General features: G+C 48.1%; 9 protein-coding genes. 2 read left to right on the forward strand and 7 right to left on the reverse strand.

The window, feature by feature from the left end; genetic code table 11:
- Positions 1-5 precede the first annotated feature (5 nt).
- The 4 genes from DUT69_RS10345 to DUT69_RS10360 form a co-directional block, all read right to left on the reverse strand.
- Positions 6-2,303, reverse strand: coding sequence for a S9 family peptidase (locus tag DUT69_RS10345; protein ID WP_113653146.1), 2,298 nt, complete (start codon positions 2,301-2,303; stop codon positions 6-8).
- A gap of 100 nt (positions 2,304-2,403) precedes the next feature.
- Complete coding sequence (locus tag DUT69_RS10350) at positions 2,404-3,825, reverse strand: APC family permease (protein WP_113653147.1); 1,422 nt, start codon at positions 3,823-3,825, stop codon at positions 2,404-2,406.
- 53 nt (positions 3,826-3,878) lie between these two features.
- Complete coding sequence (locus tag DUT69_RS10355; protein WP_113653148.1) at positions 3,879-5,672, reverse strand: DUF885 family protein; 1,794 nt, start codon at positions 5,670-5,672, stop codon at positions 3,879-3,881.
- A 60-nt stretch (positions 5,673-5,732) separates the two neighbouring features.
- A complete protein-coding gene (locus DUT69_RS10360; protein ID WP_113653149.1) occupies positions 5,733-6,635 on the reverse strand; it encodes an AraC family transcriptional regulator in 903 nt (300 codons plus the stop codon).
- 453 nt (positions 6,636-7,088) lie between these two features.
- On the opposite strand from DUT69_RS10360, the gene DUT69_RS10365 reads away from it, so the two are divergent.
- Positions 7,089-9,050, forward strand: coding sequence for a glycoside hydrolase family 97 protein (locus tag DUT69_RS10365; protein WP_113653150.1), 1,962 nt, complete (start codon positions 7,089-7,091; stop codon positions 9,048-9,050).
- A 251-nt stretch (positions 9,051-9,301) separates the two neighbouring features.
- Here the strand turns inward: DUT69_RS10365 and DUT69_RS10370 are convergent, their stop codons facing one another.
- Entirely contained in the window at positions 9,302-10,669 is a 1,368-nt protein-coding gene (locus tag DUT69_RS10370; RefSeq protein ID WP_162796255.1) for a DUF6055 domain-containing protein, read from the reverse strand.
- A 269-nt stretch (positions 10,670-10,938) separates the two neighbouring features.
- Here DUT69_RS10370 and DUT69_RS10375 point away from each other — a divergent pair, with 269 nt between their 5' ends.
- The gene (locus DUT69_RS10375; protein WP_113653152.1) at positions 10,939-11,337 is read left to right on the forward strand and encodes an ANTAR domain-containing protein; all 399 of its coding nucleotides are present in this window, start codon (positions 10,939-10,941) and stop codon (positions 11,335-11,337) included.
- 130 nt (positions 11,338-11,467) lie between these two features.
- Here the strand turns inward: DUT69_RS10375 and DUT69_RS10380 are convergent, their stop codons facing one another.
- The gene (locus DUT69_RS10380; protein ID WP_113653153.1) at positions 11,468-11,686 is read right to left on the reverse strand and encodes a hypothetical protein; all 219 of its coding nucleotides are present in this window, start codon (positions 11,684-11,686) and stop codon (positions 11,468-11,470) included.
- Between the two features lie 410 nt (positions 11,687-12,096).
- Positions 12,097-12,951, reverse strand: coding sequence for an RteC domain-containing protein (locus tag DUT69_RS10385; protein WP_113653154.1), 855 nt, complete (start codon positions 12,949-12,951; stop codon positions 12,097-12,099).
- Positions 12,952-13,031: the final 80 nt, after the last annotated feature.

Below are 13,031 nucleotides of genomic sequence, written 5' to 3' on the forward strand. Positions count from 1 at the left end.
TTGACTTACTTGGTTTGGCTATTGGAATTGTTACGCGAAGGCGGATCGACCAGCAATAAGTGTTTTACAAAGAAATCCTTCTTCTTTCGTCTGCCGTAAGTTCCGCCATCGCTATGCCCCATCCCCGGAATACTTAATATTTCAAAATCCTTGTTTGCCTTGATCAAGGCGTCCGCCATGCGATAGGTAGATTCTGGCGGCACATTGGTATCCGCTTCGCCAACAATTAATAAAAGGTTGCCCAGCAAATTGTGCGCATTGGTTACGTTGGATTGTTTGGCATAATGATCTCCTACCGGAAAGCCCATCCATTGCTCGTTCCACCATTGCTTGTCCACCCTGTTATCGTGGCAACCGCAGGCAGCAACACCAGCTTTATAAAATTCGGGATGAAACAACAAGGCACCAGCCGCATTTTGTCCGCCTGCAGATGTGCCGTACAAACCAACACGGTCAATATCGGCATTCGGATATTTTTTAGCCATGGCTTTCATCCACAAAATACGATCTGGAAAACCAGCATCTGCCAAATTTTTCCAACAAACGTCATGAAACGCTTTAGACCTGTTGGCTGTACCCATTCCATCAATTTGCACGACAATAAAACCAAGTTCGGCAATATTCTGCATCTCGCTGTTCGGCATAAAGTTTTTAGGCACAAAGCTATCTTGCGGACCCGCATAAATATTCTCTATAATCGGGTAGGTTTTGTCTTTATCCATATTGGTTGGGAAACAAATTACACCCCAAATATCGGTTACCCCATCTCTTCCTTTAGCAACAAAAACTTCTGGCAATTTAATGCCTTTTTTCAAATACCGTTCCGCATCAACCCTTTCCAGTTCTTTTATTTTTTTGCCATCGGCAGTTTTTCTCAGTTCGATGACCGGAGGTACGTTTACCTGAGAATAGGTATCGATGTAAAATCTCCTATCGGGCGAAAAAGTAAGGCTATGGTTTCCTTTTTCTGGCGTTAAATCGATCATACCCTTACCATCAAAACCGATTCTATAGTAGTGGATAAAATAAGGATCTTCATTTGCATTAACTCCACTGGCCCTGAACCAAATTTGTCTCTTTACAATGTCTACGCTATCTACCTCCCTAACTACCCAATTGCCCTTGGTAATTTGTTGCTGCTTACCAGTTAAGCTGTTTACCAAATAAAGATGCTGCCAGCCATTTTGCTCGCTGGTCCAAACAATCTCGTTGGTTTTTGGCAGATATCTCGTATAAATCCTATTCTCATAGATAAAGGTTTTCGTTTTTTCATCAATGATGTTTCGCGTCTTACCTGTAGCAACATCAACCTCGACTACGCGGAAACGCTGGTGGCCACGGTCAACTTTCTCAAAAGTATAGTACCTGTTATCCTTATCACGCCAGTTAATTACCGGGGCGCCAAAAAAATCTATCACATCGGTAGCTACTTTGGTCTGCTTTTTTGAAGCCACTTCAAAAACATAGGGTTGGTAGCTGGTAAATTCATCGCCCGGCTGGACATAGTCCTGTGATTTCAGTTCGCCTCTGGTGGTACCGGTTACCGAGCTTAAAATATGATGGACCTGTTTTGTCTTTTTTGGATCGATCAAATAGGCCACAATGGTCTTGCCATCTGGCGACCAGGTTGCTTCGCCATAAGGTCGGGCCGTAGTACCATCGCTGGTCAGGGCAGTTTCGGTCTGATCGGCCAGGTTTTTTACAATCAGGTTTCCATCTTTTATCGAAATTTCCTGTTTGCCGTCGGGCGATTTGCGGGGCGTTCTAAACCCTGCCCACCTGGATCTTTTGTTTTGCAGCGGTCTTCTGATGTTGTGACGCAGATAAGTGGTATCGGTAGCCTGCTGGTACTGGTAGTCCGCCAAGTTGACTTTGTACCATTTACCATCTGCTTTTAGGGTTACCGCATTGCCATTATCGTTAAAAAACATTTCCATCAGGTTCAGTCTGCCTGGGGTTTGAGTTTTTCCCGTAGCTCTAGTTAACGCTGTAGCCAGTAGCTGATGATCGAACGCAGTTTTGGATGTTCCTGTCATTGCATCTACATACACAAACTGCCATGTTCTTTCCGGCATATTTTTCCTGTACCAAAAGGAATTGCCGCCTGAATGCCATACCGGCGATATGTCGTTATTGGAAACCACGTTCCTGAGCACCGTATCCAGCGCAGCAGCTTTGGCAAAACTGGCTAAAAGCTCCTGTTGACTGGGCTTATAGGCTACCAGATTTGCCATTTGCGCATTTGCACCAAGCGAAAGCCAGCACATGAAAGCGGCAGCATGTAGAAAAGATTTTAACTTCATTAGATTACGTATGATAAAATATAAATATAGCGCACCCCGAACGCTGTAGAAGCCTGCATATTAACGGATAATGGTACGGTATTAACATGTTAAAGGAGGTCTAAGAATCGATTTCGTTTTTGACTACAGATTTTTTAATCAAATAATAAACCGGAATGCCTATCAGCGTTATAATTAGGCCCGGCCAGGTAAATTTCGGCTTGTAAATGATCAGAAGTGTACAGAAGGCAAAACCCATCAAAATGTAAACAATCGGCAGAACCGGATAGCCGAACGCCCTATAGGGCCTAGGTGTTTCCGGGCGTTTTTTGCGCAGAATGAATATGCCAAAGATGGTCAGCATGTAAAACATCACCACAACGAAGGAAATCATGTCCAACAGGTCGCCATATTTACCGCTCAGGCACCATAGGCAGGCAAACAGGCATTGTACCCACAAACCTACACCCGGTACCGCATTTTGGTTAAGGGTTCCAACTTTTTTAAAGAATAGGCCATCCTTGGCCATTGAATAATATACCCTGGCGCCGGCCATGATCAGTCCGTTGTTGCAGCCGAAAGTGGAAACCATGATCATCAGTGCAATAATGATGGTTCCCCAAGTACCGAAAATCACATTGGCGGCCGAAACCGCTACCCGGTCCTTGTCCGCGTAAGCCATATCGTGAAGGGACAGTACGCCGGTATACATGACATTGGTAAGCAGGTAAAGCACCGTTACGATGATGGTGCCAAGGGCTAAACTGAGGCCGATATTCCTAGCCGGATTTTTGATTTCTCCGGCAATGAAGGTTACGTTGTGCCAAGAATCGCTACTAAAAATAGAGCCTACCATCGCAGCTGCTATTGCTCCAAACGCAGCTAAAGTCGTGTAGGAAGCAATAGTGCCGTCGGCCGATAGGCTGCCCAACTGCCACATGTTTTCCCAATTGCTGGCCCATATGCTCCTATCCAAAAAGAACAGGCCAAAAACGATGAGTCCAAAAAGGCTGATCAGTTTGGTCAGCGTAAAAGTAGTCTGGATGGTCTTGCCGCTTTTAACCCCTCTAGAGTTGATATAGGTTAACAGCACAATTACGGCAATGGCCAGCAGCTGTGCCGAGGAAATGGACAAAAAACCCAGATCGAGCACCACCAGGTCCTCGCTGAAGGCCGGGACCAGATAGGCGGTAAACTTGGCGAAGGCCACACCCACCGCTGCAATAGTTGCAGTTTGTATCACGGTAAAAAAACTCCAGCCATACAAGAAGCTCACCAAGGGATTATAGGCTTCCTTAAGGTACACGTACTGTCCGCCGGCCTTCGGGAACATGGCACTGAGTTCGCCGTAACTCAAGGCAGCGGTAAGGGTCATAAAGCCGGTAATGAGCCAGACCACCAATAGCCAGCCAGAGCTTCCTACGTTTCTTGTAATATCGGCACTGACAATAAATATGCCTGAGCCTATCATACTGCCTGCAACAAGCATCGTAGCATCCATTAGCTTAAGCGAGGGCTTAAACTGTATGTCTTTTTCCTCCATAAAGTTGGTTGTTTGGTTGTTTGGTTGGTTGGTTGGTTGGTTGTTTGGTTGATCTATTTATTAAAATCGTAAAATTTCCATTTGGTGGTGAAATCCCTGGTTAGTGCCTGGTTGGTCAGGGTTGCCCTTAACATTTCTATCGGAATGGCATTTTCCTTTATCACCAGATCGTGAAAAGTGGCATAATCCATTTTGCCGCTTTCCACCAGCTCGTTTTTGAGTGCCATAATCTGCAGGCCCCCAACCAGATAGGCAATCTGGTACAGCGGGCTGTACCCCCCTTCGAAAGATCTTCTTACCTCGCCTTCTGCATTGGCCCGTTCGTGCCCCACCCTGTCCACCAGAAAATCTATGCTCTGTTGCGGCGTCCAATTGCCCATGTGGTAATTTAAGGAGAATAAGATCCGAGCACAGCGGTGCATGCGCCAAAACAGCATGCCCATTTTCTCTTCAGGGGTTTTTGCAAAGCCTTTATCGTAAAGCAGCAATTCCCAATACAGCGCCCATCCTTCCCCGCTGAACGAGGTGGAAAAAATATTCCTATAATTTTTGTACCTGCTGTTAAAAAAGTATTGGTAATGATGCCCCGGCAAAAGCTCGTGCTGTACGGTAGCCCTTGAGAAATAAGGGTTATTGCCCCGCATACTCATCAGCTTGTCTTCATGGGCCATAGCCTGTGTCGGATAGGAAATACTGATCTCCTTTCCCCCCGTAAAAAACGGATTTACCAATTGCCGCTGCGCAGACATCATCACCATGCCCCAGGTTTCCTCTGCCAATGCCGGGATCTCGATCAGCTTGTTTTTCCTGATGAACTCGGTTGCATCGTTCTGCAGACGCACGATCAGTTCGGGCTGCTCTCCTAGTGGCACGTAACTGTTTTTTATCTTCTCCTGCGCTTTTCGCCAATCCTTTCCAAATCCCATTTCCCCGCTCGCCTTTAAGAGCTCTTTATCGCAAAAGGCAAATTCCTTTTCCGCCAGGGCTATCAACTGCTCCGGTGTATATGGAATCATCTCCGCATTCAGTTGGCGTTGCAATTCAACTTTACCGATCGGCTTGCCATTGATTTTTTTCGGGTCTGGTTTTTCTGCTGTAACAACAAACTTTGCTCCATACCTTGTCAACGTCTCAGCTAAATCTTCCGCAGGTTTCTGTACCCACCAAGTAAAATCAGGGTCGTAGTTGAGGTAGAAATCCGTTACACCTTTCAGCCTTGCTTTTAGCCCGACTACCGCACGGTTAGTATTTGAAATACTTAGTACAGAAAGTTCGCCCACCTTTTTATCTGCCCTAATAATAGAATCTATTGTTTTGTTTAACTGATTAAGTTGCGCCGCCACTTTTACCGCATCCAGCTTTTTCCCTCTTCTGCGTTGTTGCTCCAACTCGTAAATTTCTTTAGCAAAAGGGATATTCTTCTCTACTGACCGATAGCCTTCCGCTTCGCTCAATAAATCGGCTAGTCGGGCATCAATTTTCTTTTTAAGAAGAATGTAGTCTACCTTCCCATAAACACTAAATTTATCGAATTCTAATTGTTTTAGTTTTTGCAGGTAATCTTGATGCAGCGTAATGAGCCTATATCGTTGTTGGGGCGAATGGTAGGTATTGGCCTTGTAAGGATAGCCGTTGTTCTGGTTGATCTGGTAGGGAGAATAGAAGTCCTGTACGGCGTCCACATCCCTCAGATAGCCTGTAATGGTGGTGCCCATTTCGCTGGTCTGCTCATACAGGGACTTCGCAACGCCGTTTTGCGCCTGCACACCCGAAAAAGAAATTGCTAGGACAAAATTGATGGTAAAGAAAACCCTTTTAGCGGATCTGTGGTAGCTTGCATTTGTCATTTTGGTGCTTTGGCGATTATTGGGGTGAAAATTGGTTTGAGCTGGTTTGGCATCTTTCGATCAGCCGGCCATTGCCGCAGTGCTGCTGATGTTATGATAGGTCTCCACGTACAGTCTTGGCGATTTGCCGATGATGTTCTTAAAGACCCTGTTGAAATTGGTAATGCTATTGAATCCCGCCTTGTAGGCAGCACCTGAAATACAATCGGCACTGTTTCCGTACAGCAGGCTTTTGCAGGCATCGTTAATCCTAACCTCGTTCAGAAAAGAGACAAAGGTGTGCCCGGTATGCTTTTTAAAATACCTGCAGAAGGCCTGCGGAGTCATATTGGCCACATTTGCGGCATCCTCCAGGGTGATCTGGTTGTTGTAGTTGGCCATGATAAAACTCAGCGTTTCGCTCAGCTTCCTTCCTTCTGTCTCGGATATATCGGTGGTATACATGGCCGAGCAAAGTGGATCGATGGTGCCTTCAAGGCTTTGCAAAGCATCCAGGAACTCCATCATGTAATGCAGCAGCAGCTTTCCCGAAGATCCGGCCAACTTCAGCATCAGCGCAGAGATCGACCTTTGGTCCAAAAACGGTATTTTGAAGCCATGTTTATGCTGCTGCAAAAAAGACTTTGCAGTAAGCATTTCCGGGAGATCGAACAGTGGCCCAAGTGCCCCAGAAGGATTAAAGTACAGCGAACAGGCCTTAATGGTCAGCGTGCTGTCCTTTTCGAAATACTCCGGATTGCTTTTAAAAAGGTGCGGCAGGTTGGGCCCGATCAGAAAAATATCCCCTGGGGAAAACGGGTACATATTGCTGCCGGCAATAAGGGTGCCCGACCCCTGTTGCACCCAGGTAATCTGCCACTCGATGTGGCGGTGCAGGTACTGGTAGAAATGCGGATGTTCCACAACCTCAGATATAACGCTTCTATCTTTTGGCACGAGCATGGTAAAGGGTAGCACTTTCATAATTTCCTTGGTTTTAAATATTTGGTTGTTTTAAATTAGGAACAATCAACTGATATTTGAAAGTGCAAACACGCATTTGTTAAAATCTGTTAAACATTGGGCAAAAAAGCTCAAGTTGGGAAACAGAAACATTACAAAGTAGCCCCTTTCCCTACAAACGCAACTTAACCTTTAGCCTAAGCGCAAAAACATGAAATAAAACTTTCCGATTGCCCGGTTATGCCAAATTAAAAAATTCCTCAAACGCCAGAGTTTTTATTCCGGAATTTAAAAATGACAAAATCCAAGAAGTACCTGCTAATTAAATGGCCTTAGCTAGCAGCGGGAATGCCTAATTTTATGGACCATCAAGCCCTTTGCTTGGATATTCCGCAACCATTAACAGCAGCGGGAGAAAAGCGAAGCCTGCGTTGACGGACAAAACCTGACAGACCAAAAACTTTCGATATCATTATGAAGCTAAAATTCAGCGGACTACTTATTGCCATGCTAATTGGCCTTACGACCTGGGCAAAGGACTATCAGCTACACTCTCCCGACCGTCAGATCTTACTAACGGTCAACATCAACACCAAGATCACCTGGCAGCTGAAGTTCAGGAACCAGCCCCTGTTGCTGCCCAGTGAAATTTCCCTTCGGGTAAGCGGACCTGTGCAACCGGGGATAGATCCGTTACTGCTCAGCCGGGAACTCACCTCCCATAACGAGCTACTGACCGCCGTCGTACCCATCAAGGAGCGGAGCATCATGGACAGCTACAACGAGCTTAAGCTAAATTTCAAGGGTGGCTACACTGTCCTTTTCAGGGCCTACAACGATGGGGTGGCCTACAGGTTCCAGACCGGTTTCACCCAGCCGATCGTTGAGGTAATCGGAGAAACCGCCGATTTCAATTTCGCGGGCAACCACCGCGTATTCTGGCCGGAGGAAACCAACAAGGATTTTCTTTCGCATTTCGAGAGCCTTTACAAGGATTCGGTGCTGAGCGCATTCGGCACCGGGCAGCATGCGGCGCTTCCCATGCTGGTCTCCACCGGGCCAGCACAGTTGCTGATAAGCGAAGCTGACCTTTACGATTACCCCAACCTGTTCCTTTTCGGAACCTCGGCCAACAGGCTCACTGCCGGTTTCCCAAAGGTGATTGCCAAAAGCAGCCCTGTAAGGGACCGGGGAATCAGGATCGAGGAGCTCGCCGGGTACATCGCCAGTACCACCGGCAAAAGAAGCTATCCGTGGCGCAGCATTGCCATCGCCCCAAAGGACAAGGACCTGCTGGTGAACAACCTGACCTACAAGCTTTCCACACCTTGCCTAATTGCGCAGACCGATTGGATCAAGCCCGGCAAGGTAGCCTGGGACTGGTGGAACGACAACAATATCTATGGAGTGGACTTTGCTTCGGGCATCAATACGCAGACCTACAAATACTACATCGATTTTGCAGCGGCATACGGCCTGGAATATATTATGCTTGACGAAGGCTGGACCAGGACCACAACCGACCTTTTGCATACCGCAAAGGACATTGACATTGAAGCAATCATTGCTTATGGAAAAACCAGGAACGTGGGCGTCTGGCTGTGGACCTTATGGGAACCGCTTGACAAGGATATGGAGAACATCCTTTCCCAGTACGCCAAATGGGGCGCCAAAGGCATAAAGGTGGATTTTATGGCCCGTGCCGAACAGTACATGGTCAACTTCTACGAACGTACCGCCTCAACCGCTGCAAAATACAAGCTCATGGTCGACCTTCATGGCGCCTATAAGCCCGTTGGCCTTAACCGCAAGTATCCCAACGTACTGACCTATGAGGGAGTCAGAGGCCTGGAAAACCATAAATGGAGTGCGGAAATCACCCCAAGGCACAACCTTAGCCTGCCTTTTATCAGAATGGCGGCCGGACCGATGGACTATACCCCCGGGGCAATGAAAAACGCCAACAAGAAGAATTTCAGCATCGTTTACAGCGAGCCGATGAGCATGGGCACAAGGGCGCACCAGGTAGCCATGTTCGTAATGTACGAAAGTCCCCTGCAGATGCTGGCCGACAATCCTTCCAACTACCTGAAGGATAGTACCTGTACAAGATTTATTTCACGTATCCCGACTGTTTGGGAGAAAACCGTTGCCCTGGAAGGCAAAGTAGGCGAATATGCCATAGTTGCCAGAAAGAACGGCAAGAACTGGTACATCTCGGGCATGACGGATTGGAAAGAAAGGGAATTCAGGACCGCTTTGGATTTTTTGGACAGCCAGCGCTACAAAATGGATGTGCTAAGCGATGGGGCAAATGCCAAAAGACACGCAGCCGATTATAAAGTTACTAGCTCCACTGTAACAAGGAACGACCAGATTGACATCAAAATGGATCAAGGCGGCGGCTGGACGGCCATCCTTACTCCAGTTGAATAAACAGAAGGATCTTCAGTACCGGCAGGCCCATCTCTGCCGGTTTTTTTCTGCAGCGATTTATAGCAAAACTACCCTGGCAAATAATCCGCTATAGCGGTACGTCCTATCACCTAAGGCACAAGGCTACCTAAAAGTTCATCCCCCGAACGGCGGGTTTAGCTGGCGAAATGCTGAACATTCAACCAAAACAACGAAGGGCATCCGAAATCCATCAGACACCCCTACTTTATTAACCAAATAGTCTTTAGTGCTTACAATGCGCTCAAGGTTGTACCCGTAAGCTTAATCTGGTAGGGCCACTGCTCATTGTTTTCATCCTTGGCCGATACCTCCCAATGTTCGCTTGGCGCACCACTTACCACCAGCCACAAATACTTGGTGCCTTTTGGCACCTTGAAACTCGCCCTACCTTCGGCCGCCCGATGAGCCTGGCCGTACACCCTGCTTCCATCTTCCTTGACAGCCAAAAATCCATATCTCCATCCTGCCTTATCGACCTTAATATCCCTGAAGCCTTCACTACCTGCCAAACCTTTAAAATCCAGTTTGATGCTTTCTCCGGAGGCCGGTACATCTAGCCTGATACCGTTGTAGCCGTAGTTCTGCGGGCAGTTGTCCGCATCGACCCTATACCAGCCGTCTGCTGTAGCGTTCAATTTAGCAACGTGCTGATTGGCATATCTGCCGGCGACTTTTTCGATCCGCTTCATGTCCCAGGTGACGAACCTTCGCGAGGCATCAAAAATTTCATCGTTGAACTGCTCCTGGCTGATCCCAGTTACCCTTTTGTAGACCATAACCGGATCCTCCCCTTTTTTCACTTCGCGAAGCAGCCTGCCAAAAAAGTCTATGCCGTGCTTACCGGACCAATACTCTATGACATAAGGGCTATGGTACATATTGGTCGGATGCAGGAAGGCATAATGGTTTTTCTTCATAAAACTCACCAAATGGTAGTTCTCGAAAGTCATCCATTCGGGATATACCTGCCATAACATATATTGAGCCGACATTTCCATGATAGCCCCCCGCATTCCGGTACCGTTGTCGCTACTGGCCAGATACTGGAAGGCATGGCCAAGTTCATGTGCCAAGGCACCATATGGCGCTTTGCCCATCCTGACCGCCGGTGTCCACAGGATACCGACCTTGTCATCCGCACCTCCTCCGAAGGCGGTCTGCTCGTCCCCGCCTATGACATAGAACAGTATTTTGTACTTGTCGGTAAGGGATTTTCCTTTTTGGACGATCTTCAGCGAATCCACATAGAAATTATAATAGCGCTCACATTCCTTGATCGCCTGCCTTACATCAAAACGTTTATTTGCAATGGGATTTGCCATCGGATCATCCCCAAATTCCTTGGCCCAAAATACAACGATGTTATCCGATTCCATTTTTCTCTTATGGCTGTACTCGCTTTCGTTGCTGCTGTAATCATTGTTGTCCGGAACACGCCAGACTTTAGCTGGAATATAGGTCTGCTTGCCGTTTTTTTTTCCGGCAGTATCCGCCTGCGGATCGGCGCTATGCAAGGTTGAGGATTTGGCAAGCAAAGCTCCCAAACATAGCAGCAGGGCCAGTGAACCAGTATTTTTGATCGAGAAATTGTATATCATAACCGACATTAGTTTCAAAAATTAAATTTAGCATCCAATTTCGGGCACCTGCTCCTGAAATTTAACCACTTAGATGCGAATATTATCCCGGACTTCCCCTCGCTGGCATGGCCAGCTCTGCAACGTTCAGGGTCTGCCCCTCTGCAATCACAGCAACTATCGGTTAAAAGCTAAATCGGCCACGCCCGCACTTGACGCTGCCGGGCCAACTTCTCTGAAGGCAAGATTTTCGGCGCGACTATTGCACAGCCGTAGCTACATCCCTAACTATGTCAAAAAAACGTATCCTAATACTGGAAAACAAAGACCAGCGCAGACCATCGATAAAAACAAGCCTGGAAAACGACCATCCCCAAACCGAGCTGATTAGCGTACCAAGCCCATTGAAGGCGCTACAGGTGATACAGGAACAACCTTCAACGACATTGCAGCCGACCATCGTTGTGATCGACCTGGATGCCGATGCCCTTGAGGTGATCGGTCTCCTTGAGGCCCTTTCCAGAATATCGACAGGCGGGTTATGCAAAATTCTGCTGCTTTCCGACCAGCCCGGTCCATTTGCGCAGCAGCTGGTCAGCACATCCCGCAACCAGACCGAAATGGTAGGCAGAAAGGCCGCAGGGCAAAGGATCCGCTCGATGCTGCTGGGCATGGACTTCCCTGTATGATCGGCCTAGCGAAACTGCCGAAAGGATTGACCGACAACCGAATAGCATTTTTCAGCCCAGCCGGCAGCATAGCGTACCAACAAAAAAGCTGCAGTGCTATCAAAGCGCCTGCAGCTTCCCGGAGTTCGGCTTATAACCGGTAATCCTGCTTTTTTTTCTTTTCGTTATCATCAGCTGATTCCTCCCCCGCACCGGGAGAGGCTGCTGCTCCGCCAAAATCGCCGGGTCCCTCGGGATCCGACTTCGATTTGCCCTTTTCCACGCCGCCTTCACTGTCCTTTCCGTACAGTTCCTGATAGGCTGTTTGCTGCTCCGCTTTTTTCTGGTCCTTGTGCTGTCCGTTTTCCATAATCCTGGTTTTAAAAATATGTTGCGACCTGCGCTGCAGGCCAATGGATAAACGGAAAGTGGCCCGCAATGTTTCAGAAATTTTCAGTACGGCAACCGCCTCAAAGATTAAAAGTTTATGGTAATAGGGATTTTTTTATGAACGCAGATGATATAGCTTGTGTTTCCTGTAAAAGATGATCCAGTTGTACTGTTTGATTCCTGTAATAGGATTGGGCGAATCTGTTTGGCGTTGCCCCCGGCAACTATATGGGCAGCCTACATGGTGGAATCTTACACTTCCCCTGCTTTTTCTTCAACACCGCGCTGATGTACTGGTGGTTGACGCGCCCCTTAAAGCCCGACCAGACGCTTTTACCGAGATAGTAATTTCTCAGCTGAAGGGCTCGAAAAATCATCCGGATTTTCCTTCTAGCGCATCGACATGGGCACATAGGCATCCCCGTCCTCGATGCGCTTGTTCACCGCCCTTGCCATCTCGTCCAGGAACCTGGTCTTGCTGATCGACTTTCTTCTCTTGATTTCTGTAAACCTCCTAAAATAACGGGACAAATTGACCTGGAAGCACTGCTCGAACACGTCCATCAGATCGGAAAGGTCCACCTCCCCGTTGTTCACCTGCCTGCAGTCGAATATTCCGTAGACCAGCTCTATCAAATTGCAGCTGTCCCCGGTCCAGCGCAGCTCCCGCCCCTTTTTAGAGCGGATAGCCGCGCTGCCGGCCACCACCGGCACCTCCAGCTCGCCCACTACCAATATCCGCAGACGCTCCAGGGCCATGAACTTTGCGAACAGGTAGTCTCCTGCAGTTGAGAACGACCCTTCCAGCGCCGGAAGATCGCTTCCCAGTAGCAGGTCGCTGCCCGCGCCCCTAACAAAGTACAGCGCATCCAGTTCCCTCACCCCCAACTTAAAGTACTGGTAGAAAAACCCGTTCACCGCAAAAAACCTGTCGATGTACTCCAACTGGCCACGCAGGTAGCGCAGCATTCCCTTGCCCTTTACCAGCGGCCTTCCCATTTCCATGCTGTAGCGTTCCAGTGCATAAACCAGCAGGGAGTAGAATTTTGGCTTTACCGAGCGGAAAAATTCGATCTCCTCAGCCTGCGAACCGAACCCATTTTCCTGTACCATCGCCTGCAAGGCCATAAGGCTGGCCCTTACAGCGGCAAGCTCCGAGCGCATCCGCTCCAGGGGCGACAGGCCCGCAAACTTTTCCAATTCGCGCTCCAGGGTGCGGAGCATCGCTTCATATTTCTTTTCCATAAGGTAGCTTTAATTTCCGGAACCATTTCCGGTACCCAAAACTAGCCCAGCAAAAGACCGGCGGAGGTGACCTTAATCAC

It is taken from the genome of Pedobacter namyangjuensis, from assembly GCF_003313325.1.
GTDB classification, from domain to species: domain Bacteria; phylum Bacteroidota; class Bacteroidia; order Sphingobacteriales; family Sphingobacteriaceae; genus Pedobacter; species Pedobacter namyangjuensis.

Excerpts from the sequence above, each read along its gene's own strand:
- DUT69_RS10375 (WP_113653152.1), top strand. The coding sequence starts at position 10,939 with ATGTCAAAAAAACGTATCCTAATACTGGAAAACAAAGACCAGCGCAGA.
- DUT69_RS10380 (WP_113653153.1), bottom strand. The coding sequence starts at position 11,686 with ATGGAAAACGGACAGCACAAGGACCAGAAAAAAGCGGAGCAGCAAACA.
- DUT69_RS10355 (WP_113653148.1), bottom strand. The coding sequence starts at position 5,672 with ATGACAAATGCAAGCTACCACAGATCCGCTAAAAGGGTTTTCTTTACC.
- DUT69_RS10385 (WP_113653154.1), bottom strand. The coding sequence starts at position 12,951 with ATGGAAAAGAAATATGAAGCGATGCTCCGCACCCTGGAGCGCGAATTG.
- DUT69_RS10365 (WP_113653150.1), top strand. The coding sequence starts at position 7,089 with ATGAAGCTAAAATTCAGCGGACTACTTATTGCCATGCTAATTGGCCTT.
- DUT69_RS10370 (WP_162796255.1), bottom strand. The coding sequence starts at position 10,669 with ATGATATACAATTTCTCGATCAAAAATACTGGTTCACTGGCCCTGCTG.
- DUT69_RS10360 (WP_113653149.1), bottom strand. The coding sequence starts at position 6,635 with ATGAAAGTGCTACCCTTTACCATGCTCGTGCCAAAAGATAGAAGCGTT.
- DUT69_RS10350 (WP_113653147.1), bottom strand. The coding sequence starts at position 3,825 with ATGGAGGAAAAAGACATACAGTTTAAGCCCTCGCTTAAGCTAATGGAT.
- DUT69_RS10345 (WP_113653146.1), bottom strand. The coding sequence starts at position 2,303 with ATGAAGTTAAAATCTTTTCTACATGCTGCCGCTTTCATGTGCTGGCTT.